This window comes from Mucilaginibacter sp. Mucisp73 (genome assembly GCF_059491465.1).
In genome coordinates this window covers 1,708,313-1,734,651 of record NZ_CP168507.1, presented here as the reverse complement: position 1 = coordinate 1,734,651, position 26,339 = coordinate 1,708,313, and the positions used below count along the sequence as shown (strand labels likewise).

Here is a 26,339-nt window from a genome sequence, read left to right as displayed (position 1 = left end):
ATACGTGTCACAAATACACATAATTTCACACGCATAGATAGTGAAATCGGCGTTTTTGAACTATTTAAGCTTTTAGTCTATATCTTTAGGAAAAAATTAACGGTAATTTTTAATATAAGACCACGTTTCGAGGGCTTAATTAAAAATTATAACATGCAAAAAACAAAATCTTTAAAAAAAATGACTTTTGGCAGTTTGGCACTGAGCGCAATTATCCTCATCGGAAGTTGCTCCAAAAATGCAGACCAACCAGTAACCGTTCCAATTAATGATTTAAACGCCAGCAAAAGCCTGGCAACAACAGCCCCCACCGTCTACACGATGGCCACATCTTCAATCCGGTTAGATGAAGGTTACGCTTACAAATTCAGCCCCGTTCAGGTAAGCGGCGATTCAAACACGCAGCCAACAGCGTCAACACTCCAACTTTATGAAAATGGTGTTGCGTTAGGTCCGGCTCATTCTGTTCACAGTGACATCAGGACCCTTGGTAAAGGTCGTTACAGCCACTGGGATACCGGATTGTACTTCTCAACTTCCGACAATAGCAGCCCTCTGACAAACGGAAGAAAGTACACTTACACCCTTACCGGTACAACAACTACTACCACCACAACCGCTCCGGCTACAAGTACTTCAACAACAACCGCATCGGGCTCCGTTTTAAGTACAGTATTAACCGGTTACGCTGCCGTTAACGGTACTACAACCGGTGGTAAAGGCGGTACCACGGTAACTGTAAACACATTGGCCGCGTTCAAATCTGCGGTGGCAGGCAATTCGCCCAAGATTGTGTATGTTTCCGGAACAATTAGCGGATCAGGCGTAACTCCTGTGTATGTTGGTTCAAATACCACCATCATCGGTAAAACCGGCGCCGTTTTATCAAGCCTTAACCTTTACCTGTTCACTGTAAGCAACATCATTATCCAAAACGTTACGTTTAGAAACTACGTAACCGAATGCGGTGTTTACGTTAAATTCCAGTCGAACCACGTTTGGATTGACCATTGCGATTTTGCAACAGACCGCAGCCATGGCTGGGATTACTGGGGTAAAGACATCGGTGTTGCCGAAGGTTCTGACTACGTAACCATTTCATGGAACAAATTCCATGACACCTACCTGTCATTGCTTATTGGTTCGGTAACAAGCGATGCTGTTACAGCCAACACCGGCAAACTACACGTTACATTGCACCACAACTACTGGTACAATGTGTCTGAAAGGGAGCCAACTTTGGTATTCGGTACCATCCACATGTACAACAACTACCACTTAAACAATGACGGTTATTCTATCGGCGCAAGGTACGGTGGTACAGTAAGAACAGATAATGAGTATTTCTCAGGCTGTAAAAAACCACTTACTACTAACTTAGATGGCGACCCTGTAGGTTACTTCAGCGGTACAACAACTAACGTTTATTCTAATTGCGGTAAAAACGACATTACCTCATCTCTATCAAGTTGGGTACCGTCATACGCTTACACTTCATTGCTTGATGCTGCTGCAAATGTTCCGGCAGTAGTAACAGCAGGCGCTGGTGTTAAAACAGTTAATTAATCAAATTATTTATTCAACTTAAGTAGTTAAGCAAAAGGCCGCTTTATGATTTTTCATAAGGCGGCCTTTTTTTATGGCTTCTGATGGCACAGTGCTGTGTGAATTTTGAAATGCCGGATTTTAGTTTTTACTGAGGTATTGATCGTTAACTACAGGGCTTAATCTTTTTTTCATAAAAGCCACGATAGTATCTGTATACAAATCGGCTCCTCTGCCGTTTAAATGCGCCCTGTCCGAATAGTATTCCGGGTTTTTAAAATATACATCGTTGGTAAAATCGTGAAAAACAACCTTGTTACTGTTACAAGTACTTTTCAATTTTAAATAGGAATTCTGTTGGGTATCATCGTTATACCTTGGCGATACAAAAACAAACAATTGAATTTTTTGCCGCTTACATTCATTTATAAACAAATCCAGTGCATTTACATTATCGGCCGATATGCTGTCTGAATATGGCTTAAGCGATGTATGGGTTGAAACCCGGCTGACGTCCATTTTATTATCTAAAGGGTTAAAGCCCATGACAGTGTTTCCTGATGATAAAAAGTAATGCTGAAATATAGAAACCACCTGGCCATTGTAGCGGTATGTTTGAAGATGGCTTTTTATTAGCTCCAGCCGGTCTTTCTTTTCAATCATATTGCCGATAACATCCGATTGTTTTAAATAAGGCAGTAAAATGGAAAGCCTGTTCTTTTCATCTTCCTTTTCACTTAACACATCGCTGGTTACATCTAATACAACAACCTTAGGAACGTGGTGCTGTAATGCCAGTTCAAAAATTGCTGTACTATATAAAAGCCCTTCGCCATCCCGGCCGCCATTAAAACAACTTAGGTGTAAACCATCCTTTATAAGCGATGAGTTATAGTGATGTGAAGCTCTTGAGCTTCCCAAAACCAACACATCTTCATTTAAATTATACACAACGTGATTAGCTACAGCGTATTCGCCGGAAACCTGGTGTGTAAAAAAATAATAAAGGAACATACCGGCTGCCTGATCAACAGCCACAAAAGCCACAATCATCAATAGCAACCTGATAAAAAACTTATTGCTGTTTTCTTTCAACTGCTTCATAATCTAAAACTGAAAATAAATGAATTGTCCGCCGTCAAAAACGCCAAACAACAGGATTATAAAAACCAACCCTAAATAGGAAGCCATCCGGATCCCCCAATTTTCATTGTGAAGAAACCGTAATGAATGATGGCCATATTCCTGCTTTATTTCGTAAAAAAACAAGGCGGCTATAGCCATCAAGTCATACAGAAAATAAGAAGGTTCGCCTATGAAAAAGCCGGGTTTATAAATAAAAACACCTTTTAACAAACCCCAGGCCTGCTCTAATGATACAGCCCTGAAAAAGATCCAGCTTATAGTAACCAGGAATATTGTAAAAGATATATTTAAGAAATTGGCAAATACTCCGCTGCCTAACCCTAATTTACTTGCTGTTGCCGTCCTCCACTTCTGCGTTGCCATTCCGCAAATGAGGTAAAACCCGTGTAAAGCGCCCCAAACAATAAATGTCCAATTGGCGCCATGCCACAAACCGCTGATCATAAACACGGTGAATAAATTTAAATACAACCGGCCTTTGCTAACCCGGTTGCCTCCTAAGGGTATATACACATAATCTTTAAACCACGTAGAAAGTGATATATGCCACCTGCTCCAAAACTCGCTTATGCTTTTTGCAAAATAAGGTCGTTTAAAATTTTCCATCAGTTTAAAGCCCATCACCCTGGCACTGCCTATCGCAATATCCGAGTAGCCCGAAAAGTCGCAATAGATCTGGACGGCAAAAAACAATGAAGCAAGCACAATTGTGGCCGAGCCATGTTCAGGATAATTGTTAAAAACAGTTTTTACATATATAGATAACCTGTCGGCAACAACAACCTTTTTAAAAAAACCGATCAGCATTCGTTTTAACCCTTCAGAAACATCCAGGGCATTAAAATGATGTTCGGTTTTAAATTGTGGTAACAGGTTTTGAGGACGTTCAATTGGGCCTGCAACTAATTGCGGATAAAACATTACGTATAAAGCATAAATACCGAAATGACGTTCGGCCTTTTGATGGCCCCGGTAAACTTCAATAGTATAACTCATGGCCTGAAAAGTGTGAAATGACAACCCTATCGGAAGCAGGATCTGTAAAAACGGAATCGGGTTAGTGTACCCCATCCAGTATAGCAATCCCGATAAATTGGCATTAAAAAAATTGAAATACTTAAATACCGCCAGTACGCCAATATTTGCCGTAAGACTTAATATTAACAAAAGCTTCTTCTTCTTAAGGTCATTAACTTTTTCCAGGTAAATGCCCGCGGTATAGTCGATAATTATTGTAAAAAACAGGATAAGGATATAAATGGCTTTAAAGAACATATAAAAATAGCAGCTTGCTATAAGCAGCAGCAGCCACCTAAATTTGTGGGGCACAAGAAAATATAAAGCCGTTACCACAGGAAAAAACAGCAGAAAAGTAAATGAGTTAAATATCATCGCCAGGTTCTTTTTGGTTAATTAAACCTAACTGAAAATAAAATGATATAAAATAGCGACACTGCGATCGTAAATCATTCTGTAAAATCACGCAACAAACTTCACAGCCAAAATCTGATCAGCACATTGCAAGTTCAGGAATACATGCACTGTAACCCCAAAGTGAACTGATTCTCCAACCATTTGATAAAAAATCTTTAACCGGCTTATCATATAACACAACAACTAAAATGTAAAGCGATTTATATCCTTTTACAGTTTAAACGTGTAAAATGGCGTCAGATTTACAATTTACGGGCAATTGAACTTAGCTCATACTTTATTGATAGTCAATTAAATAATTTTACTCACCAAGTAACAAATAAACTTAATTTATCATTTAAAGACCTAAAACTATGTGCGGAATTGTTGGTTACATCGGATCAAGAGATGCGTGGCCCGTTGTGTTGAACGGCCTCAAACGATTAGAATATCGTGGTTATGATAGCGCCGGTATTGCTATCATAAATAATGTAGGCTTCAATGTGTATAAAAAAACCGGAAAAGTGGCGTGTCTTGAGGCTCACACAGCAGATAAAGACAAAAGCGGGCATGTTGCAATAGGACATACCCGGTGGGCCACACATGGCGCCCCATCTGATGCAAATTCGCATCCGCATAGCTCAAACGATAACCGCCTGCACATTATCCATAACGGGATCATCGAAAATTACCTGATCCTTAAAGAAGAACTACTTGCCCGTGGGCATACCTTTAAAAGTGAAACAGATACAGAAATCCTGATCCACTTAATTGAGGAAATTCAAAATATCGAACAAACTGATTTACTGGAGGCTGTCCGATTGGCTTTAAATACAGTGATAGGTGCTTACGCTATAGTTATCCTGGACCGGGAAAACCCCGATCAGCTGATTGCCGCCCGAAAAGGCAGTCCATTGGTTATTGGTGTTGGCCATGGCGAGTATTTTATTGCATCAGACGCCACTCCTATTATCGAGTACACCAAAAACGTAGTGTATTTAAAAGATAACGAAATAGTACAGGTTAAACCCAGTGGGCTTTTAATAAAGAAGCTTGACAATGTTGTTCAAACCCCATTGATCCAGGAGTTAGAATTAAAACTTGAATCGTTAGAAAAAGGCGGCTTTGAGCACTTTATGATGAAGGAAATCTTTGAGCAGCCGCGTTCTATAAGGGATTGCATGCGTGGTCGCATCTTTCCGCTTGAAGGCAAGGTTGAGTTAGGTGGCATTAAACAATATACCGACAAGCTTAAAAATGCCGAGCGGATAATTATTATTGCCTGCGGTACCTCGTGGCATGCCGGCCTAACAGGCGAATACCTTATTGAAGAATACGGACGCATTAAGGTAGAAGTTGAATATGCTTCCGAATTCAGGTACCGTAATCCCATAATTACTGATAAGGATATTGTAATGGCGGTATCCCAATCGGGAGAAACTGCCGATACATTAGCCGCCATTGAAATAGCTAAAGAACGGGGTGCAACTATCCTGGGGATCTGCAATGTTGTTGGCGCTTCAATTCCGCGCGTAACTGATGCAGGGGTTTACACCCATGCCGGCCCGGAAATAGGCGTTGCCTCGACAAAAGCCTTTACAGCGCAGGTTACTGTTTTAACTTTAATTGCTTTATATATTGCGCAGCACAAAGGTACTTTAACACCAGGCAGGCTCACCAATTTATTAACGGAGCTTGATACCATACCCGATAAAATACAAACGCTGCTGCAGGATAATGAATTGATTGAAGACATTGCCTGCAAAATAAAGAATGCCCCTAACTGCCTGTTCTTAGGGCGTGGTTTCGGTTTCCCGGTTGCTTTGGAAGGAGCTTTAAAACTGAAGGAGATCTCCTATATCCATGCCGAAGGTTATCCCGCCGCCGAAATGAAGCACGGGCCAATTGCGTTAATTGACGAGCAGATGCCGGTGATCTTCATCGCCACAAAAAACTCATCGTATGAAAAAGTGATCAGCAATATACAGGAGGTTAAAGCCCGGAAAGGAATAGTAATAGCTATTGTTACCCGTGGTGATGTTAAAGTGAAAAACATGGCCGATTACTGCATTGAAATACCCGATGCCGACGAAGCCTTTTTACCACTGCTGGCCACTATCCCGCTACAACTTCTCTCCTATCATATAGCCGTAAAACGGGGCTGTAATGTTGATCAGCCCCGTAATCTGGCTAAATCGGTTACAGTAGAATAATTTGGAATAATTAACCAACAAACTCCATAAAAAAAGCAGGCTCAGGCCTGCTTTTTTTATGTGCTGTTATTTCTGGGTGTAACCACTATTATATGAACGTGTAGCCCCAAATTCCCAACTCAGACACTTTTTTCTCATCCCTTTACACATGCCTGCATTACTGCTTTACATGTTCTGTAAAGACTAAGATACAGGTTTACAAAAAAACGGCAATCGACTAAAACCGTATACTATCGATGCCCAAATAGATAAATTTGACTAACCAAATAAACCAGTTCAAAATAGTTCCCTAAACTCTCTTAAACTATTGATGATGAAAAAAATTAATATATACTGTTTCATTACAACATTGCTATTGATAACCGGATGTGCCGGAAGTCGGGATCTTGTTTACTTCAGCAACATGGCAAATACAGGTGCAGCAAATAACAATACAAGCGGAACAGTAGTCATTCATCAGAAAGACATTTTAAATGTAACTGTTACCAGCTTAAATCCCGAATCGAACATGTTGTTTAATGGTAACAAAAATGTAGGCTTAAACAATCAATCAACCCGCGGCGGATATAAAGTAAACGAAAATGGATTTGTGAATTTACCGCTTATAGGTGACTATAAAATTGAAGGGCAAACCATTGAGGAAGCACAGACTGAAATAGCTAAAAAGCTATCGGCTTTTGTTAAAAGCCCGGTAGTTGACATCCAACTTTTAAATTTTAAAATAAGCGTGATAGGCGAGGTTAACAAACCATCAACATTTATAATAACTGATGAAAATGTAAACTTACTTGAAGCATTAGGTATGGCAGGGGATATGACAGTTTATGGACGCAGGGAAAATGTATTGGTGATCCGCACAGAAAACGGACGCAGAACAATGAACCGCCTTAACCTTAATAAAGTTGAATCAATGGATTCGCCTTACTTCAACCTTAAACAAAATGATATTGTTTATGTGGAGCCCGACAAATCAAAGGCGGTTGAGTATAGCCAAAGCACGCGCTTAGCACCAATAGTAGTAGCCTCAATTTCGGCATTGGCCGTATTGGCGGCAGTACTTTTAAGAAGATAAAATACAGTTTTAAAGATACCTAAGAATAGCTGACATGGATAATAATTTTATTTTAAAAGAACCTTTGCCGGGCAACAAGTTCAGGAACAACATTAAGCCTTATTTAAATGGCTGGTATTTATTCCTGATAAGCATGGTTATCTGTTTTGCAGCAGCCTGGACATACCTTAACTATGTAACCCCGCTGTATAAAATAACAAGTACACTGCAAATCCCCGACGATAAAAAAGGCGATGGTATTTTAAAAGCTACTGCTTTCAGTGACCTGAACATGTTTCAGGAAACTAAAACCGTGGATAATGAAATGGAGGTATTACGATCAAAAGATTTGATTTATAGCGTATTCAAAAAACTTAACCTGGAAACTTCCTATTTTGATGAAAGCGGCTTTAAAGTAAAAGAACTGTATGGTAATGAGCGGCCTTTCACCGTTACTGTAAAGAGAATAGGGAAAACCGGCTATTTGAAAAAAATATATATCCAGCCATATTCACAAAGTAAATTTTTGTTAAAAGAGGAAACCAAAACATGGATTTACAGCTATAACCAACTGGTTAATCATAAGGATTATTCCTTTAAAGTAGAAAAAGGCCCGGCCATTGCAGATAATGACACGCCGATACTGATCCAATTTAAAAACCTTACCGGACTGGCAGCAGCTTACAGCGCCGGATTATTACAGGTTAACCCTGTAGTTAAAGAATCAAACACCTTAACCTTAAGCCTGGTTGATGCTGTGCCCGAAAGAGGGATTGATATTTTGAACAACATCATATCTACCTATAACGCCGAAAACGTTGTTAAGAAAAACGTTACAGCCGTAAACACCATATTATTCATTGATAAACGATTACATGATTTAGAACGGGACCTGTCATACACCGAAGGTGACATTGAAACTTTCAAGCAAAGGAATGGAGCTGCAGAGATCAATGCGAGCACACAGGTAAATCTGACAAAATCTGCAGAATATAATCAACTGCTTGAAGAATCAAATACTCAGTTGGGTATTGTGAATTCCATTGAAGCATATTTAAAAAACTCGGCTAACCAATATGATGCTGTACCCAGTACCATGGGATTGAAGGATCCGGCATTAAATACACTGGTTAGCCGTTTCAACGACCTGCAGTTGGAAAGGAACCGCATGCTGGGCAGCGCAAACCCTGCCAACCCTCTTATTGAAAACCTGAGCAACCAGATAGCCAGCCTTCGTGTAAATATCATGGAAAACCTCAGTAATATTAAAAAAGGCTTCTCCATCAGCCACAAATTGCTCAGCCAAAATTCTGCCCAGTATGACTCCCGCATCCGCTCTGTCCCATCGCTTGAACGGGGGCTTTTACAGCGGAGCCGTGAACAGGGGGTAAAAACTAATTTATACCAGTACTTGTTGCAAAAAAGAGAAGAAACGGCGTTGTCGTTATCAGCTACAATTCCTTCATCGCAATTGATTGATAAACCTGCCGCTAATCCGATAGCTGAATTTCCTAAGCAACAGCTCACCTATTTATTCGCTATTATAGCCGGGTTATTTATGCCGGGAATTTACATCTTCCTGAAAGATAAATTTAGCCTGAAAATCAGGAATCAATCAAGCCTGTTGAATATAAAGGGAGTAAAGATCCTGGGCGAATTATGCCATAATAATGAAGGTCAAAGCCCTGTAGTAATTTCTAACGGCAGCAATACCAACATTTCAGAACTATTCAGGTATATCAGGAGCAATATTGGCTTCCTGAACCAGGGAACGCAGCGCAAAACCATGCTTGTTACATCGTCTATGAAAGGCGAAGGCAAAACCTTTTTTAGCATCAACCTGGGCTTAACGCTCGCCATGCTCAATAAACGGGTATTAATTATGGAGTTTGACCTGCGCAAGCCAGATTTGCTTAAAAACATCAACATGGAGCAAACCAAGGGCATTACAGATTTTTTAATGGGTGATACCAATTCACCGGCCGAATGCATCCAGGCTTATAATGAATCAGACAACCTTTTTGTAATGGGGAGCGGCAGTAAAGCAATTAACCCTGCCGAGCTATTGTCAGATAAACGGCTTGACCTGCTTTTTAACTGGTGCAAAACAGAGTTTGACTATATCGTGCTTGACACATCGCCTGTTGGTGCCGTTGCCGATGCTTTTAGCCTGGCTAAATACGCCGAGTTGAGTATTTATATTGTACGGTATAATTATACCAATACCGAGCAATTAAGTATCCTCAGAGATATTTATGATAATGATAAATTAAATAACCTTATGGTAGTGTTTAACGATGCGAAAAAAGAAAACCGGGAGGCGTACGCCTACGGTGGCTATGGATACGCATCGGCATATGGCAGTTGATAGCTATCATTTTTACAATGGCATAAGGTTAATGCTAATACGTGTTATAAACTTTTAGTTAGACTGTTTTACTGCTGTTCCATGTGACTGGATTGGCGGAGTCTTAAGCAACGTAAGTTGCAGTTGTTATGAACCAATAACCCGGGTAACCGGAGAACGATATAAGCCGTTAGCTTGCTTTTTTACGGTCTGGCCAGTGTGACTGGATTGGCGAAGCCGCAGAGAGACTAAGACACCTGTTATATTTTATAGTAAACGGGAAAAACCGGCGAATATTATAAACCATTAGTTCGATTATTTTTTATTAACTGCCTAACCATGTGACTGGATTGGCGGAGCCACAGCCAGCACAGGCTGCGTCCGTAATAAATCAGATAACCAGGTTAGTAATTTTCAATTACTATTTTTTAAAACCATCATCACTTGCGCCATGTGAGTGAGTTGGCGAAGCTATAATAAGCCCTTATTAATTCCCCGATCCAACTTTATTCATTTTATGGAAACCCAATTAAGAACACCGCAATTTCGCATGACAAATTATCATGAAAAAAAATGGCTTGTTATTTACACCAAGCCCCGATGGGAAAAAAAGGTGGACAAGCTTTTAAAGCAAAATGGCATTGAATGCTATTGCCCGGTCAGAGATGTAGTAAGCCAATGGTCTGACAGGAAAAAGGAGATCAGTGTTCCTCTGTTTAGCTCCTACGTATTTGTTCATGTCGATGCTTATGAGCAGTCAAGGGCGCTTTACGTAATGGGGGCGTTAGGCTTTGTTTACTATATGGGTAAACCGGCTGTAGTGCGGGACAACGTAATAGACGAAATCAGGACAAATCTTGTTCGCTACAAAGACATGGAAATTGTGAGCCTTAAGAACCTCACTGTTGGTGATACAGTTAAAATAAAAGATGGCGCTCTTGTAAATCAAATGGGGAAGGTGCTGCAGATACAGGGTAAAAATGTATTAATGATTTTTGAAACCATCAATTGCGCTTTGGTAACACGTGTTTCAATCCAAAACTTATCAGTTCATAACATCAGCAGAAATCATGAAAATTGAGAATTACCAACCTAAATTAGGCATTATCGGTCTTGGTTATGTAGGCTTGCCCCTGGCCGTTGAATTTGCAAAAAAATACAAAGTTATTGGCTATGACATTAATGTAGATCGCATTAATGAGCTCAAATCGGGCATTGATCACACCTTAGAGATCGACTCCGATCAATTAAATGCGGTAATTACCCCTGTTTGCACAACTGCAACCGGTTTATACGTTACTGATGAAATTGAAAAACTACAGCAATGTTCCATATTCATTGTAACTGTGCCAACCCCTGTTGATAAAAATAACCGACCTGATCTCTCACCGTTAATAAACGCCAGCAGGGTTGTAGGCAAAGTGTTAAAAAAGAATGATATCGTGGTTTACGAATCAACCGTATATCCTGGGGTAACAGAAGATGAATGTATGCCTATTTTAGAAAAAGTATCGGGGCTTACCTATAATGTTGATTTTTTTGCAGGCTACTCACCTGAAAGGATCAATCCCGGAGATAAATTACATACCGTTTCAAAAATCCGCAAAATCACATCAGGCTCTACTCCGGAAACAGCAGAAACTGTAGATAAGCTTTACCAATCAATTATTACAGCCGGCACATTTAAAGCGCATTCGATAAAAGTAGCTGAGGCTGCTAAGGTAATTGAAAATGCGCAACGCGATATAAATATTGCATTTGTGAACGAGCTGGCCATGATCTTTAATAAACTGGGTATCGATACCCATAAAGTATTGGAGGCAGCGGGCACTAAATGGAACTTTCTGAATTTTCGCCCGGGCCTTGTTGGCGGCCACTGTATCGGGGTTGACCCATATTATCTTGCACAAAAGGCCCAGGAAGCAGGTTATCACCCTGAAATTATTTTGGCTGGCCGGCGTATCAATGACTCTATGGGTGCATATGTTGCCGATCAGTTTATTAAACAGATGATTTGTCGCGGCACTTCAATAACAGATAGTGAGGTGCTGATACTTGGTTTCACATTTAAAGAAAACTGCCCCGACGTAAGGAATACCCGTGTGATAGACATTGTTAAACGGTTGAAGGAGTACAAAGTAAAAGTGCATATCCATGATCCCTGGGCCGACGCGGCACATGCTAAAAAAGAGTATGGCATCATCTGCGAAAACGGCGAATCAAAAACCCGTACCTATGATGGGGTTTTACTTGCGGTTGCCCATGAGGAGTTTAAAGAAATGAATGTAAAAGCGCTTTGCAAACCTAATGCCGTATTGTATGACCTGAAGGCGTTTTTACCGGAAGAGGTTGTTAACGCCCGGCTTTAAAAATTATGAGCTATAAACAAAGAGCGGTATCTGGCATAGTGTGGGCGCTATGGCAGCAATTAAGTTCAAAAGTGGTAAGCTTCGGCATATCCATTTTTCTGGCACGGATCCTGGAGCCAGCACAATTTGGTTTGATAGCTATGCTATATCTTTTTATATCGGTAGGCAATAGTCTTTTGGATGGCGGCCTTACGGCTTCGCTGATCCGCACAACCGATGCCGGTCAGCGCGATTATTCAACTGTCTTCTATTTTAATATCATTGGCAGCAGTATCCTTTACCTAATACTTTTTATAACAGCGCCGCTTATCGCTGCTTTTTATCATCAACCGTTGTTAACCTCTGTTGTGCGGGTTTACACCTTAATTTTGATCATAAATGCGTTTTTTGGTGTACAAAGCACCTTGCTGGTTAAGGATCTGAAGTTTAAAAAACAAACTAACATTCAAATCCCATCGGCTATTGGCGGCGGAATATTAGGTATCATACTTGCAAAATTAGGGTACGGCGTTTGGAGCCTTGTTTGGATGGGTTTATGCACCTCATTTTTATCAACAGCCATACACTGGATCACCTCAAGCTGGCGACCGGCACTAATCTTTGATAAAGCATGCTTTAAAAAACACATTCATTTTGGTTATAAAATGACATTGTCGGGTTTAATTGATACCGTTTATCAAAACATTTACCTGATAATCATAGGTAAGTTCTTTTCGGCAGCCCAGCTTGGCTACTACAGCCGGGCCGATTCGATAAGCCAATTACCGATAAGTAACATTTCTGCTGCTATAAATAAGGTTACCTATCCAATGTTTGCAGAAATATCAGACGATCCGGTGCAGTTAAAAAATGTTTATAAACGACTCATGCAACAGGTAGTTTTCTGGAATGCACCGGCACTCATCATGCTGTGTATCATTGCCAAACCACTGTTTCATATTTTATTAACAGATAAATGGTTACCTGCTGTTCCTATTTTCCAGTTGCTGTGTATAGGAGGTATTATGTATCCCCTGCACTCATACAACTTAAATGTGCTGAAGGTGATGGGGCAAAGCGCGCTGTTTTTAAAGTTGGAAGTTATTAAAAAAGTTTTGAGCGTTGTCGGGATCCTGTGTTTTATCCCCTTCGGCATCTATGGCTTGTTATATTTCCAGTTATTTTTTAACGTAATAGCTTATTATATCAACTCTATTTACAGCGGGCGTTTAATTGCCTACCCCGTTACCGAGCAAATAAAAGATATTTTGCCTACGGTGGTGTTAGCCGGAGGCATTGGCCTTTGCTGTTATTTTCTCGACAAGTTGGTGATCAATGATTTTTTCATCCCGACTATGCAAATTGGCATATTACTCATAATATTCATAGCAATTTATTATGGTGCCAGTTTGTTAATTAAGCTCTCCGCTATTAAAGATTTTAACCAATTAATCCTAAAAAGATGATTCCAGTAACCAAACCATTTCTCCCTGCCGAAAAGGAATTCAGAGCCTATGTTAAAAGTATCTGGGAAAGGCAATGGCTCACCAACAACGGGCCCCTTGTGAACACGCTCGAATTAAAGTTAAAGCAATACCTGGGCGTTAGTCATATGCTGTTTGTAACAAACGGTACAATAGCTTTACAACTGGCCATCAAAGCACTTAACTTAAGCGGAGAAATTATCACAACACCATTTTCATTTGTTGCTACTACAAGCACCATTGTATGGCAGGGTTGCGAACCTGTATTTGTGGATATCGATCCTGAGACACTTAATATTGATCCGGCTAAAATAGAAGCTGCCATCACACCCAACACATCGGCTATACTGGCAACACACGTATTCGGTAACCCATGCGATATAACAGCCATACAAGCTATTGCTGATAAACATAACCTTAAGGTGATCTATGACGCCGCACATTGCTTCGGTACTTTTTATAAAAACCGCTCCGTATTTGAATATGGTGATATCAGCGTAACCAGCTTTCACTCAACCAAATTATACCACACTATCGAAGGCGGCGCTGTATTTACCCAGGATCCGGAGTTATTAAAAACCATGGCACTGATGCGCAACTTCGGATATTCAGGTGTTGATACTTTCTCGGAGGAAGGCATCAACGCAAAAAACAGCGAGTTTCATGCAGCAATGGGTTTATGCAACCTGCGCCATGTTGACGAGATACTTAAAAAAAGAAAGTATTTGTATGAGCAATATCTGCAGCGCCTGGAAAACCTGGATGTTCAGTTTCAAAAACTTGAAAACGAACAGGATTACAATTATGCATATTTCCCCGTCGTTTTTCAAACAGAGGCCCTCATGCATCAAAGTAAAGCAAAATTAGAGTTGGCACAGATTTATTGCAGGAGGTATTTTTACCCCTCACTGTCATCATTGCCATACGTAAAAAGCCAACCAATGCCTGTTTGCGATTCCATAGCGTCACGGGTGGTTTGTCTTCCTTTATATCATACGCTGTCGCTGTCAGATCTCGACCTTATTTGCAGGTTGTTGCTCCGCGCACAAAACTTCGACAACAACTTTAAACCGAAACATTTTGGCACACTGGTGACAGATAAAATTGAATCTGAAATAAATGTAAGGGCAGCGAATGTAAATGGAACGGTATGAATGATGAAGAAATAATGGTAAGTGTTCTTTGTATTACTTACAACCATGAAAAATTCATTTCCGAGGCTATCCGAAGCTTCTTGATGCAGAAAACCAACTTTAAGTTTGAGATCATTATTGGCGACGATTGCTCGACAGATAAAACCCAGTCAATAATTAAATTTTACTCAGAAACCTATCCCGGCAGGATCAAGCTTATAGCCTCCCCTACCAACTTAGGCACGCATAAAAATTTAATTAATTGTGTTACACAGTGCAGGGGCAGGTACATAGCTCTTTGCGAGGGCGACGACTACTGGATAAATGAATATAAACTGCAAAAGCAGGTTGATTTTTTAGAAAACAATGCCGACTTCGTTATTTGCTGCCATTACCACAAAGTGATAAACGTTAATAACAAAACACTTTACGTACATCCTAACCCCACACCGCTAATACATACATATGCCGATTTGCTGGCGGGGAAACAGGAAGAAACAAAAACGGCAACAGTTGTTTATCGCAATATTCCCGAAACTCATCAGTTGTTCGCTGCCCCCTGGTTTTTTGAATGTTTTGCCGGCGATAAAATGTTTAAGCTATGGGCCACCCAGCATACCGGCGGTAAAATTTATGTAATACCCGAGGTAATGAGCTGTTACCGCAATCATGAAGGAGGTGTGTGGAGCATGATCAACGCCAAAGCACGCATGGAAATGGTTATAAGTGATTTCAATTTAATCATCAAGAATTTCACATACTCCGCGATCGCTAAAAAAAAACTTTTGCTGCTTTACATAAAACGCTATCTGCTTTTTGAATTACAAAACAAGCGGTTTCGTAAAGCTTACGATACGGTAAAATACCTGCTATAACTGCCCAGCGCATTTAACATTAACATGAACATACAAGCCGCCCCCTTTTCAAAACCCGTTCTGTTTTTCATTATTCCGTCGCTTAGAGGCGGAGGAGCAGAAAGAGTTATCATTTCGCTTGCTAATTATTTTAATAAAAACAACTTCCAGTCGGTACTTATTTCTTTAAACAATGATGTTCCAGCATATGAAATTGATAATGATGTTAAGGTATTTTACCTTACTGACCGTCAAAAAAATTTGTTTGTTTACAGGTTATATCATATTGCCGAAACTTTTTTTAAACTTATCAAGTTATTGCGGGCTCAAAAACCGGTGTGCGCTTTATCATTTATCACATCCGCCAATGTTTGGACTGGCATTACCTGTTGGTTTACCCGGGTGCCTTACATTGTTTCAGAGCGCACTTCGCCCGATAGAAGCGTTATCAGGTTTAACTATTTGCGTAAACAACTGGCTTTAAACTTATATAAAAGAGCCGAAGCGGTTGTAGTAAGTGCTAAAGGAGTTGAGGACTGCCTGCTTAAGGACAAAGACTTTAAAGTGCTAACAAACATCGAGCGCATAACAAATGCTGTTACTATTTTCCCATTACCGTCAGAGGAGAAGGTTCACCGTCGGAGGTTTATTTTGGGAGTTGGCCGTTTGGCCTATGTAAAAGGCTTTGATATCCTTATTGAAGCCTATGCAAAATCAGGCCTTACCGACGTCGATCTGATAATCGTTGGCGATGGCGAAGAACGTGCTAACCTCGTTTGCCAGATCTTTAATCTGGGGTTAAGAGAACGGGTATTGCTACCTGGAAGCAAAAACAACCTCCAGGATTATTATAACCAGGCCGAAATGTTTGTCTTACCATCGCGCAACGAGGGATACCCTAATGCTTTAGTTGAGGCTATGAGCTTTGGATGCCCTTCCATAGCAGTGGATTGCAATTTTGGACCTTCGGAGATCATCAACAATGGCCAAAATGGGATATTGGTAAAAAGAGGATCAATAAGTGATTTAGCCGATGCAATGCACCGTTTGGCCGGCGATGTGGTTTTAAAAACAACTCTTGGAAATCAGGCCCGCGTCATATCTCAAACCAACCATCCCGATAAGATACTGGGAGAATGGGAAACGTTAATCAAAAAGCACGTTGCTGCAACTGCAACAGCGGCACAACTAACAAACAGCCAACCAGCTTTATAAAACTATCAAACTGTTAATATGCTACAGTACTTAATTCGTTTGGATGATTTATGCCCGACAAATAACCTTCAAAAATGGCAACGTTTCTTTACCCTGTTTGACAAGTATGGCATAAAACCCATAATTGCTGTTATACCGGCAAATAAAGACCCAAAGTTAAAAGCCTGCGGTAATTTCAATCCTTACTACTGGCAGTTGGTGCGCGAACTTCAAAATAAAAATTATGTGATAGGCATGCACGGTTTTGACCATTATTACATAAATCACAACTCCGGCTTGCTGAAGATGAATAACCGGTCGGAATTTGCAGGCTTACCATTGCAAACACAAAAAGAAAAAATAAGAAAAGCGGCAGAAATTTTCAAACGTGAAAATATCAACCCCACTGTTTTTATTGCTCCTGCACATACTTTTGACCGTAATACATTGCTTGCTTTACACGAATACACCAACATTAAAATAATAAGTGACGGCCTGCTTAAGTCACCTTATGTAAGATTTGGCTTTAATTGGGTACCTGTTCAACTATCAGAAGTTGAACAAAAAACAAAATACACCTGGACATTCAATTATCATCCCGAAACCTGTTCTGACAAAACGTTTGCTGAGCTTGAAATTTTCATAGAAAAAAACCATCACCTTTTTGTTTCATTGGATGACCTCGATTTTTCAAATTATACCTGGGCAGATGCCCTTGCTGAAAAATATTGCATTTATAAACGATTAGCCCGTGATTACGCTCAAAAAGCAATCGCTTTTTTGGAACGGGTCCCTGCCGGAAACTAACTCTATTAAACCTGATATGAAAATTTCTTTTGCGCCGCCTTACATTGACCAGGCTGTTATAAACGAGGTTATGGACACGCTTAATTCTGGCTGGATAACCACCGGACCCAAAGTAGCCGCACTTGAACAGCAAATGAAGCAGCTTACAGCTTCGGATGCGGCTGTTTGTGTAAACTCCTGGACATCAGGAGCTATCCTGATGCTGAAATGGTTCGGCATAAAGGAAGGTGACGAGGTTATCATACCAGCATACACCTATTGTGCTACCGCCTTAAGTGTACTGCATTGCGGGGCTACGCCGGTGATAGTTGATGTTGATGACGACTGCTGCATCTCCACAGAAGCTGTGATCAAAGCAATAACCCCAAAAACAAAAGCAATTATCGCTGTTGACATAGCCGGCTGGCCATGCAACTACGAAAAATTAAAGGCGATTATCAATAAACCGGAAATTAAAAAACTATTTGTTGCTGAAAGTCCCAAGCAAAAGATTTTAGGTAGGATCCTCTTAATTGCCGATGCAGCGCACTCAATCGGTGCAACCATAAATGAATTGCCGGCAGCAAAGTATAGTGACGTATCGATATTTTCTTTCCACGCGGTAAAAAACATCACTACAGCCGAAGGAGGTTGTATCTGCATCAATTTGCCTGCCTGCTTTAATCCGGCCGAGGAACACCGGTATTTAAAACTATATACTCTTAACGGCCAAACCAAAGATGCCTTTACCAAAAGTAATGGCGGCGGCTGGAAATACGATATCCTATTTATGGGCCTCAAAATCAATATGCCCGACATTTGTGCAGCGATAGGCCTCGGCCAGCTCAGAAATTATGAGGCGAGGTTGCTCCCTATGCGCAAGCATGTTGCATCCGTATATTGTAACAGGTTCAAATCAATGGACTGGTTTGTTGAACCGCCACTAAAAAACGAGCAAAGGGAATCATCCTACCACTTGTTTGCCCTGCGGGTCAAAGGCATATCAGAGACACAGCGTGACCAGATAATTGAAAGTATTATGGCTGAAGGGATCATGGCCAATGTACATTTTACCCCGCTGCCAATGCTTACTCTTTTTAAAGATCTGGGTTATAAGATCGCTCAATATCCATCAGCTTATGCTCTTTACGCAAATGAAATCTCGCTGCCCATTTATCCTCAACTTACCGGCGAGCAGATTGATTTTATAATTACAACCGTCATAAACTCGGTTAACACTGTGCTGGATGAGTGTAAAGAACTTGCAAAAGTTGAATTATAAAATAGAGCTATGACTAAACGGCTTTTTGATATTGGCATATCACTTATAGCACTGATAATGTTGCTGCCATTGTTTATTTTAATTGCCATAGCTATTAAAATAAATTCGAGGGGAAGCGCATTTTATAAACAAACAAGGGTTGGGAAAGATGGAAATGAGTTTGAACTGTTCAAATTCCGGACCATGTACATAAACTCGGACAGGGCCGGATTATTAACCATAGGCAGTAAAGATTACCGGATCACCAGTGTTGGTTACTGGCTCAGGAAATATAAACTTGATGAACTGCCGCAATTACTAAACGTGTTAAAAGGTGACATGAGCTTTGTTGGCCCGCGCCCCGAAGTACGGAAATATGTAAACCTGTATACACCTGCTCAACTACGGGTATTAAGTGTTAAACCGGGGGTAACAGACTGGGCATCTATCAAATATTTTGATGAAAATGATATCCTGGCCGGCAGCGATGATCCTGAAGATATGTATATCAAGGTAATAGTTCCATCAAAAATCAGCAAGAATCTCGAATACATCGACAATCAGGATCTTTTCATGGATCTGAAGATAATACTATCTACAATAAAACGAATTTTTCAATAGCTCCACTTTATTATGCTGCTTAAAAAGTGCCTCTTTTATGGTTTAATGCTCTTCTATCTGTACACACTTGCTTTTAACATTTTCATGACAGATACTTTGAGGATTCCTGCGCCTGTAATTTTTTGCATGCTGCTATTCTTTGTGCAAAAACCTTTGCTGGATTTCGGCTATACCAAGGAGTTAATAATTTTTTTAATCGGCGTTTTTTTATATCAGGTAGTAGGGATGAACAATTATATTACCTTTTTTGCCATTCTCCTTACTATAATACCATGTTCGTTATACTTCAACTATTTTGTTGGTGCAAATAAATCGCGCTATTACGCTTCAGTATTAATGTTCTTCTTTCTGCTCATGTGCTCTATGATCATTATGGTACTTGATCACAGCATGGCAGGCACCATTGATCCGATCAGGAGCATGCTATTGGGCGAGCCGGTTAAACAAAGTCCAGCAGGCCTGGCAGTAACGCAATTCAACTTCGGGTACCAGGTTGTAGCCATTACCACGTTTGCCTTTATTGCATCATGCACTACCGGGCAATATCTTATAGTAAGAGCATTGGTTTTAGCGGCCTGCATTGTTTGCATTTACCTTGGCATGAACAGGTCGGCATTTATAAGCTTTGGAGCCGGTGTAACGCTCTTCCTGTTTATTTACTATCGCTATAGAGCCGTTTTCCTGGTTGCAGCTACAGTGATCATATGTTTTGGGTTGTACACTTATGTATTAAAAGATAACACTGATGACAAAAACAACATCCTGTCAAAAAATCAGGCTAAAGAGGCAAATGATTTTAACAGGGCCGACATGGCTGCCGAAAACCTTAAAATATTTGCTGACTATCCTTTCGGACTTATATTTTATGGTAAAACCTGGAACGACGTAACTTACCGGAACCCCTTGTTCACTTTCGGATTATCATCGCACAATGCCTACCTGATGTTTATTACCCTGCTTGGCCCGTTTTTGGGGCTGGGGTTGCTATGGGCCATATATTACAAAACTGTCCGACTGTTTTGGCAAACTATAAAAAATGTAAAGCATAAAGGGAGTGCAATTTATGTAGCTATATTTTTCACTTTTATAGCAATTTCATTAAACGCGCTGTCACATAACGGGTGGCTGATGAGTGTGGACGGTCCTACTATATTTATTTATTTCGCTGTATTACACTATAACAGGTTAAAAGACCCTGTAAAACAAACCGAACCAGTGTAGGAAGAATTAGCTGTCGCTTAAAACTTGATCCCGATTTTTATTTATAATGAGAAAAAAGATTTTCCTTGTTCTTGGTTCGCTTGGCACAGGTGGTTCTGAGCGTGTTTACTGGCTGCTATCGCAATATTTCAACAAACCCGATTATGAGGTAGTTGTAGTATTGCTTAATGGAGACGAGTGCAGTTTCTCAACAGAAATAGCAGGTATCAGATTTTTAAACCTAAAAACAATAAAGGCTTCACGCTCATTTTTTAAACTTCGCAAACTGCTGAAAGATGAAAAACCATACGCTGTTTTTTCAACTACCGATCATATTAATATCCTGGTAGCCTTTGTTTCTATGTTTGTTAAAGTGCCTAATTTAATAGCCAGGGCATCTAACAATCCGCAGCAAATGGCGCAGTTTTATGGGTTTAAATCCCGTTTTTACAATTACTTTTCAAGGTTTTTGTTTGTGCGCTTTAACTCAATAGTTTGCCAGTCGGAAGAAATGAAGCAATCCATAGCCCGGTTTTATAATATCAACCTAAACAAGCTTATTGTTATTCATAACCCGGTTATTATAACGAATGCAATAAAACCTCAAAATCAAATTTCAGGATTAAAGAGGCTTATTGCAGTTAACCGGCTCATCAAAGAGAAAGGATTATTTCGCTTGCTTGAGGTTATGAAAGCACTGCCTCAAAACTATGTTCTAACTATAGCCGGCAAGGGCCCGCTGATGGATACCTTAAAAGCAGAGGTACAAAATATCGGCCTCAACGAACGCGTGAAGTTCATCGGTGAAATTAAAAATGTTGCCGATGTTATTTCTAAGCATGACTTACTGGTTTTAAGCTCATTTACCGAAGGCTTCCCTAATGTAGTACTCGAAGCACTGTCGGTAGGCGTTCCGGTAGTTACATTCAGAGTTGGCGGGGTTAACGAACTGATAAGGGAAGGCTTTAACGGTTTTATAGCCGAACAAAATGATCTTTGCACACTACGCCATCAAATTATCAGGGCATGCAATCAAACCTGGCAGCATCCTAATATCAAAGCCGATATCGTTGATCGCTTTAGTCTCGAGAAAATAGGCATGGAATATGAAACCCTGCTTGCTAATTAAACAAAACTATTAACCCCTTAGCGTTTTTTTATGTGCGGCATTTACGGATCAACAGTGAGATATGACGATAACATCATATTTCAAAAACTGGCAAGGGCCGATTTCAGGGGCCCCGATTATTCAGGCTTTGAACACTATGGTCCGGTTACCCTGGGCCATAACCGGCTGGCTATTGTTGATCTGGATCACCGGTCAGATCAACCCTTAACATACAATCACCTTAAAGTTGTATTTAATGGCGAAATTTACAACTATAAAACCTTAAAGGTAAAGCTCACAGCCCTGGGTTACAGATTCCTGACCGATTCCGATACAGAGGTTATTACAGCCGCCTATCTTGAATACGGCGAAAACTGTGTCAACCATTTCAACGGGATGTTTGCCTTTGTAATTTTTGACACCCGCACGCTCCAGCTTTTTGGCGCCCGCGACAGACTTGGCAAAAAGCCGTTTTATTATACCCAAAATGGTTTAGATTTTGAATTTGCCAGCCAGCCATCGCAAATATGTATAGGCCGGAATGTAACTATCAATGAACAGGCTATTAACGAATATTTTGTATGGGGATACGTTCCTGAACCCAAATCGGCCTGGAACGAAATCCAAAAGCTTGAGGCCGGGCATTCATTTTGTTTTGATTGCAACACCGGCAGTTTCAGAACAAGAAAATACTGGGAACTGGACTTAAACCATGCCGAACGCTATGAAGGAGCATACCAGCAAGCACAGGCCGATTTAACCCGGCTGATTACCAACGCTGTTGATATACGCATGCATGCCGATGTGCCCCTTGGAGTATACCTTTCAGGCGGTATCGACTCATCACTTGTTGCGGCTATAGCTTCAAAAAACTATGATAATGTAAAAACCTTTTGCATAAAATTCAGAGAAAAAGGTTTTGATGAAAGCGTTTTTGCACAAAAAATTGCCGATCATTTAAAAACAGATCATCATACAATTGAATGTAATAAAGAAGAAGGCCTTGAACTAATTGAGAGTTTCGGCCGCTATTATGATGAGCCTTTTGCCGATTCAAGCGCCATCCCATCCCTGCTGTTAAGTAAACACACCAAAAAACACGTTACCGTGGTTTTAAGCGGTGACGGCGGCGACGAAAGCTTTTTAGGATACAGCCGTTACAAATGGTTTAATATGGTTAACCAGCTGTTTAAATGCCCGTTGGCGCTGCGTAAAAGAATAGCCGATGTAATTAGCATCTCTCCTAACTATCGTCATAAGCTAATTGCAATGGGGATCTGCAATCCCGAGGTCAAATCACTTTACGGGCTTATGCTGGGCGGCCTGGAATACTCCTGGCTCGAAAATCCTAACATTGGCCTGCAGGTTCCCTTCATGGATATCTGGTCGTCAAAATCAACAAGCATGCTTCAAAAGCTGTCGGCATTTGATACCAAGACCTATTTAAACGGTGATATAAATACTAAGGTTGACAGGGGCACAATGGCATTTTCGTTAGAAGCAAGGGCGCCACTTATGGATTACCGGGTAATTGCATTTGCGCAAACCCTGCCCGACAGCTATAAATTTAAATACGGTATTCAAAAAAGGATTTTGAAAGATATACTATACCAATATGCGCCGGCGCAACTGTTTGACAGGCCAAAATCCGGCTTTACAATGCCGCTAAGCCATTGGTTTAAAAATGAACTGAGAGATCACGTAATGGATCATCTTTCAATCAGCGAGTTAAAGAACATCCCCGGTATTAACGTACAAAAATCATTTGCCATGATAAACGACCATATGAGCGGCAAATGGAACAGGGCAACCCAGATCTGGAAACTGCTTGTGTATACACAATGGCTTAAAGATCAGCGTTCAAAAGCAATTTCAACATACCAGGTAGCTTAAATCATTCTAACCTTATGATCCAGATTAACAACAGGGCTATGCGTATAGTACCATACACAGTTGTGTGGTTTGCCGCTAAGCCCAATTTATGGGGCTGCCTGTTAAAATACTATAAGCAAAGTAAAAGCAGCGAAACTGTTCCGGGATATCGCAAAGAGGATTTTTTTACCAAAATAATTGATATAACCGTACCTGTACCTGCTATTGAAGCCAATTTTGACAAAAACACAACATACGAAATACGCAGGGCCCTTAAAGATGGCGTATCAACCGTGATGGGTACCGGCATTAAACCCTTTATTGACTTTTACAATGCATTTGCAGTTACCAAGGGCCTGAAAAAAATTAATAAAGAATTTTATAAATACAAACCGCACCTGTTTATCACCAAAGCGGTTTACCAGGACCAGGATATTGTTATGCACGCTTACATCCGCGATCATTCATCGCACAGAGTGAGATTATTGCATTCGGCTTCCCTGTTCAGAAATGAAAATGACAGCCAGTTAAGGGCTGTTACAGGCCGGGCAAACCGTTTGCTGCATTTTGAAGATATCCGCTTTTTTAAACAGCTTGGGTTTAAAATATATGATTTGGGCGGCTATGCTTACAATACATCGGATGCCGAACTTTTAAAGATCAACAAATTCAAAGATAGTTTTGGTGGAAGCCTGCTGCAGGAAACCGATTATCTGCCTATATCACTAACACTCCTGTCATTTTTAAAAAAAACATTTCGATTATGAAAGACCTTATCTCCTCATTCATTTCATTTATTCACAGAGTGTTTAGTTATGACAAATGGAATATAGGTTATATATCACAATCTCCAGAAAACCTTATCCACACTCAGCAGCTAAACGGGAAAATCAATTGGTTATCAGAAGATAAGGCAGATTATACGGCCGATCCTTTTACTGCAAATATCAACGGCCGTTTACATCTTTATTATGAAGAGCTTAATTTCTGGAAGGGAAAAGGCGAGATCATGATGACCGATAACATGCATTTCAAAAACAAGAAAAAAGTAAATGGCATCATGGAAGACGAAATACACCTCTCTTATCCTCACATGTTCACTGATAGTAACCGGCTATACTGTATTCCGGAAACAGGCAGAGCAAAACAGGTGGCTCTTTATCAAATTGATATGAACAACCCGTATAAGTTTGAAAAGATCAGGGTATTGCTGGAAGGCCAGGCATTTGTTGACAGTTCCATTATCCATTATAACAACAAATATTGGCTCTTTACAAGTGTTTCGGGTGAACAGGGTGTACTGTACTTATTTTATGCCGACACACTCGACGCTCCATTTAAGGCACATAAACAAAACCCGATAAATGTGGCGTCAAACGTGAGCCGGTCGGCAGGCAGGTTATTCGTTGTTGGTCAAAAGCTTTATATGCCCAGTCAAAATCCCAAAAGGTGTTATGGTGGCTCGGTGATGATCAATGAAATAACCGCTATAACCGAAACAGATTTTCAATACCATACTGCTTTTGAACTACTTCCCCAGGCACCTTATGACGAAGGGTTGCATACTATAAATTTTGAAGATGGATTGTTGATTGTTGACGGAAAACGCAAAGTATTGAGTGCAATGGGCCCCTTTAAAAAAGTGATCAGGAAACTGAAGAGCCTTAATAACGCTAACTAATGCCCAAGATGAAGCCTAAATTACTTTTTGTTTCAATTACCAACAAGGCAAACGGCGCCGAGAACATACTGCTACAAGCCGCCCGTGCGAGTAACGCTTCTCTGCTATTTTTAAAGAAAGTTGAAAGCGGCGGGTTAAATATTCCCATCGATCAACAAGTGGAATATGTGAGCAACGGAAGCATATTAAGTGGCTTTTCAAGGTTAATAAAAAGCTTAAACCCTTACCGCACAGATCATATTATTTTTAGTACGCATCCTTACTTAAATGCTTTCCTGGGTTTTTTAAAGCGCATTGGATATTTAAAATCAAAACTCATAGTAAGGGAATGCTCTTCTGTTTTAACCCGGTACAGCGGTTTAAAAAAATTGAGTTACCAGATAGCATATTGGCTTGGCTACCCCGGGGTAAATTTGGTTGTATGCCAAACCAACAGCATGCGGGATAGCTTTGTACAGCATCTCCCATACATCGACAAGCGAAGGGTTATCATTCAGAAAAACCCGATCGATATTGAACAAAACCTGATAAAGGCCGAAGAAGCACTGCCCCCTGCCGATGCCGCTATTGAATTTATTTGCGCAGCCGGGCGGCTGATTCCTGAAAAGGGTTTTGATATACTAATTATGGCTTTTGATGAAATTAAAGCTTCCCAGCCCAATTTGCAGCTCCTGATATTTGGCGAAGGCCCGGAGCAAGCCTCACTTCAGAAACTGATCAGTGAATTAAAATTGGAAGGCCGGGTAGTATTAAAAGGGTGGATCGCAAACCCAATGCCTTATTTTAAGCATGCAAAAGCCTGTGTTATATCATCAATAAAAGAGGGTTTTCCGAACGTATTGTTGCAAATGATGATCCTGAACCCTGTTGTAATCAGCACCAATTGCGCGGGAGGTATCGATGAGATCCCGGGCATTTACCTGGCTGAAGCCGATAATGTAAACTCGTTAACGACAACGGTAAACAACGCCCTCAGCACTAACAGCAATCATAAAGACCTTATAATGCAATACGTAGAAGACCGCACCCCCGAAATATTCATCAAGTCGATACTGAATGCACTGGTATAAACGGCCCCTGAC

The 26,339-nt window shown here is 40.5% G+C and carries 21 protein-coding genes; 19 read left to right on the top strand and 2 right to left on the bottom strand.

Annotated features, from left to right (window positions below):
- Window positions 1-153 precede the first annotated feature (153 nt).
- Window positions 154-1,566: a pectate lyase family protein gene (locus tag ACEN82_RS07560; protein WP_413322139.1), complete on the top strand. Its 1,413-nt coding sequence runs from the start codon at window positions 154-156 to the stop codon at window positions 1,564-1,566.
- Window positions 1,567-1,686: 120 nt separating this feature from the next.
- On the opposite strand, the gene ACEN82_RS07555 is transcribed toward ACEN82_RS07560, so the two are convergent.
- Entirely contained in the window at window positions 1,687-2,649 is a 963-nt protein-coding gene (locus ACEN82_RS07555) for a hypothetical protein (RefSeq protein ID WP_413322140.1), read from the bottom strand.
- 3 nt (window positions 2,650-2,652) lie between these two features.
- On the bottom strand, window positions 2,653-4,083 hold the full coding sequence (locus ACEN82_RS07550; RefSeq protein WP_413322141.1) for an MBOAT family O-acyltransferase: 1,431 nt from the start codon (window positions 4,081-4,083) through the stop codon (window positions 2,653-2,655).
- 395 nt (window positions 4,084-4,478) lie between these two features.
- On the opposite strand from ACEN82_RS07550, the gene glmS reads away from it, so the two are divergent.
- The 18 genes from glmS to ACEN82_RS07460 all read left to right on the top strand — a co-directional run bounded on the left by glmS (window position 4,479) and on the right by ACEN82_RS07460 (window position 26,327).
- A complete protein-coding gene (gene glmS / locus ACEN82_RS07545; protein WP_090526820.1) occupies window positions 4,479-6,317 on the top strand; it encodes a glutamine--fructose-6-phosphate transaminase (isomerizing) in 1,839 nt (612 codons plus the stop codon).
- Between the two features lie 403 nt (window positions 6,318-6,720).
- The gene (locus ACEN82_RS07540) at window positions 6,721-7,389 is read left to right on the top strand and encodes a polysaccharide biosynthesis/export family protein (protein WP_229701566.1); all 669 of its coding nucleotides are present in this window, start codon (window positions 6,721-6,723) and stop codon (window positions 7,387-7,389) included.
- A gap of 34 nt (window positions 7,390-7,423) precedes the next feature.
- On the top strand, window positions 7,424-9,736 hold the full coding sequence (locus tag ACEN82_RS07535) for a GumC family protein (RefSeq protein WP_413322142.1): 2,313 nt from the start codon (window positions 7,424-7,426) through the stop codon (window positions 9,734-9,736).
- Between the two features lie 496 nt (window positions 9,737-10,232).
- The gene (locus ACEN82_RS07530) at window positions 10,233-10,796 is read left to right on the top strand and encodes a UpxY family transcription antiterminator (protein ID WP_413322143.1); all 564 of its coding nucleotides are present in this window, start codon (window positions 10,233-10,235) and stop codon (window positions 10,794-10,796) included.
- Entirely contained in the window at window positions 10,786-12,084 is a 1,299-nt protein-coding gene (locus ACEN82_RS07525) for a nucleotide sugar dehydrogenase (RefSeq protein ID WP_413322144.1), read from the top strand. The genes ACEN82_RS07530 and ACEN82_RS07525 overlap by 11 nt, the downstream gene beginning before the upstream one ends.
- Before the next feature lie 5 nt (window positions 12,085-12,089).
- Window positions 12,090-13,529 (top strand): lipopolysaccharide biosynthesis protein, encoded by a 1,440-nt coding sequence (locus tag ACEN82_RS07520; protein WP_413322145.1) that lies wholly within the window; start codon window positions 12,090-12,092, stop codon window positions 13,527-13,529.
- Window positions 13,526-14,701, top strand: a complete 1,176-nt coding sequence (locus tag ACEN82_RS07515) for a DegT/DnrJ/EryC1/StrS family aminotransferase (RefSeq protein WP_090526811.1) — start codon at window positions 13,526-13,528, stop codon at window positions 14,699-14,701. The genes ACEN82_RS07520 and ACEN82_RS07515 overlap by 4 nt, the downstream gene beginning before the upstream one ends.
- The gene (locus tag ACEN82_RS07510) at window positions 14,698-15,555 is read left to right on the top strand and encodes a glycosyltransferase family 2 protein (protein ID WP_413322146.1); all 858 of its coding nucleotides are present in this window, start codon (window positions 14,698-14,700) and stop codon (window positions 15,553-15,555) included. Before ACEN82_RS07515 ends, ACEN82_RS07510 begins: the two co-directional genes overlap by 4 nt.
- 24 nt (window positions 15,556-15,579) lie before the next feature.
- Window positions 15,580-16,749: a glycosyltransferase gene (locus ACEN82_RS07505; RefSeq protein ID WP_413322147.1), complete on the top strand. Its 1,170-nt coding sequence runs from the start codon at window positions 15,580-15,582 to the stop codon at window positions 16,747-16,749.
- 18 nt (window positions 16,750-16,767) lie between these two features.
- Window positions 16,768-17,535 (top strand): DUF2334 domain-containing protein, encoded by a 768-nt coding sequence (locus ACEN82_RS07500; protein WP_413322148.1) that lies wholly within the window; start codon window positions 16,768-16,770, stop codon window positions 17,533-17,535.
- Window positions 17,536-17,551: 16 nt separating this feature from the next.
- Entirely contained in the window at window positions 17,552-18,796 is a 1,245-nt protein-coding gene (locus ACEN82_RS07495) for a DegT/DnrJ/EryC1/StrS family aminotransferase (RefSeq protein ID WP_413322149.1), read from the top strand.
- A gap of 9 nt (window positions 18,797-18,805) precedes the next feature.
- Window positions 18,806-19,396, top strand: a complete 591-nt coding sequence (locus tag ACEN82_RS07490; protein ID WP_413322150.1) for a sugar transferase — start codon at window positions 18,806-18,808, stop codon at window positions 19,394-19,396.
- A gap of 225 nt (window positions 19,397-19,621) precedes the next feature.
- Window positions 19,622-20,617 (top strand): O-antigen ligase family protein, encoded by a 996-nt coding sequence (locus tag ACEN82_RS07485; protein WP_495644094.1) that lies wholly within the window; start codon window positions 19,622-19,624, stop codon window positions 20,615-20,617.
- Window positions 20,618-20,663: 46 nt separating this feature from the next.
- Window positions 20,664-21,725, top strand: a complete 1,062-nt coding sequence (locus ACEN82_RS07480; protein ID WP_090526798.1) for a glycosyltransferase — start codon at window positions 20,664-20,666, stop codon at window positions 21,723-21,725.
- A 30-nt stretch (window positions 21,726-21,755) separates the two neighbouring features.
- Window positions 21,756-23,597 (top strand): asparagine synthase (glutamine-hydrolyzing), encoded by a 1,842-nt coding sequence (gene asnB / locus ACEN82_RS07475; protein WP_413322926.1) that lies wholly within the window; start codon window positions 21,756-21,758, stop codon window positions 23,595-23,597.
- Between the two features lie 14 nt (window positions 23,598-23,611).
- On the top strand, window positions 23,612-24,343 hold the full coding sequence (locus ACEN82_RS07470; RefSeq protein ID WP_413322925.1) for a GNAT family N-acetyltransferase: 732 nt from the start codon (window positions 23,612-23,614) through the stop codon (window positions 24,341-24,343).
- Window positions 24,340-25,257: a glucosamine inositolphosphorylceramide transferase family protein gene (locus ACEN82_RS07465; RefSeq protein WP_413322924.1), complete on the top strand. Its 918-nt coding sequence runs from the start codon at window positions 24,340-24,342 to the stop codon at window positions 25,255-25,257. Before ACEN82_RS07470 ends, ACEN82_RS07465 begins: the two co-directional genes overlap by 4 nt.
- Window positions 25,257-26,327, top strand: a complete 1,071-nt coding sequence (locus tag ACEN82_RS07460; protein WP_413322923.1) for a glycosyltransferase — start codon at window positions 25,257-25,259, stop codon at window positions 26,325-26,327. The genes ACEN82_RS07465 and ACEN82_RS07460 overlap by 1 nt, the downstream gene beginning before the upstream one ends.
- Window positions 26,328-26,339: the final 12 nt, after the last annotated feature.

Coding starts and splice junctions, on each gene's coding strand:
- ACEN82_RS07560 (WP_413322139.1), top strand. CDS start 154: ATGCAAAAAACAAAATCTTTAAAAAAAATGACTTTTGGCAGTTTGGCA.
- ACEN82_RS07555 (WP_413322140.1), bottom strand. CDS start 2,649: ATGAAGCAGTTGAAAGAAAACAGCAATAAGTTTTTTATCAGGTTGCTA.
- ACEN82_RS07550 (WP_413322141.1), bottom strand. CDS start 4,083: ATGATATTTAACTCATTTACTTTTCTGCTGTTTTTTCCTGTGGTAACG.
- glmS (WP_090526820.1), top strand. CDS start 4,479: ATGTGCGGAATTGTTGGTTACATCGGATCAAGAGATGCGTGGCCCGTT.
- ACEN82_RS07540 (WP_229701566.1), top strand. CDS start 6,721: ATGGCAAATACAGGTGCAGCAAATAACAATACAAGCGGAACAGTAGTC.
- ACEN82_RS07535 (WP_413322142.1), top strand. CDS start 7,424: ATGGATAATAATTTTATTTTAAAAGAACCTTTGCCGGGCAACAAGTTC.
- ACEN82_RS07530 (WP_413322143.1), top strand. CDS start 10,233: ATGGAAACCCAATTAAGAACACCGCAATTTCGCATGACAAATTATCAT.
- ACEN82_RS07525 (WP_413322144.1), top strand. CDS start 10,786: ATGAAAATTGAGAATTACCAACCTAAATTAGGCATTATCGGTCTTGGT.
- ACEN82_RS07520 (WP_413322145.1), top strand. CDS start 12,090: ATGAGCTATAAACAAAGAGCGGTATCTGGCATAGTGTGGGCGCTATGG.
- ACEN82_RS07515 (WP_090526811.1), top strand. CDS start 13,526: ATGATTCCAGTAACCAAACCATTTCTCCCTGCCGAAAAGGAATTCAGA.
- ACEN82_RS07510 (WP_413322146.1), top strand. CDS start 14,698: ATGAATGATGAAGAAATAATGGTAAGTGTTCTTTGTATTACTTACAAC.
- ACEN82_RS07505 (WP_413322147.1), top strand. CDS start 15,580: ATGAACATACAAGCCGCCCCCTTTTCAAAACCCGTTCTGTTTTTCATT.
- ACEN82_RS07500 (WP_413322148.1), top strand. CDS start 16,768: ATGCTACAGTACTTAATTCGTTTGGATGATTTATGCCCGACAAATAAC.
- ACEN82_RS07495 (WP_413322149.1), top strand. CDS start 17,552: ATGAAAATTTCTTTTGCGCCGCCTTACATTGACCAGGCTGTTATAAAC.
- ACEN82_RS07490 (WP_413322150.1), top strand. CDS start 18,806: ATGACTAAACGGCTTTTTGATATTGGCATATCACTTATAGCACTGATA.
- ACEN82_RS07485 (WP_495644094.1), top strand. CDS start 19,622: ATGAACAATTATATTACCTTTTTTGCCATTCTCCTTACTATAATACCA.
- ACEN82_RS07480 (WP_090526798.1), top strand. CDS start 20,664: ATGAGAAAAAAGATTTTCCTTGTTCTTGGTTCGCTTGGCACAGGTGGT.
- asnB (WP_413322926.1), top strand. CDS start 21,756: ATGTGCGGCATTTACGGATCAACAGTGAGATATGACGATAACATCATA.
- ACEN82_RS07470 (WP_413322925.1), top strand. CDS start 23,612: ATGATCCAGATTAACAACAGGGCTATGCGTATAGTACCATACACAGTT.
- ACEN82_RS07465 (WP_413322924.1), top strand. CDS start 24,340: ATGAAAGACCTTATCTCCTCATTCATTTCATTTATTCACAGAGTGTTT.
- ACEN82_RS07460 (WP_413322923.1), top strand. CDS start 25,257: ATGCCCAAGATGAAGCCTAAATTACTTTTTGTTTCAATTACCAACAAG.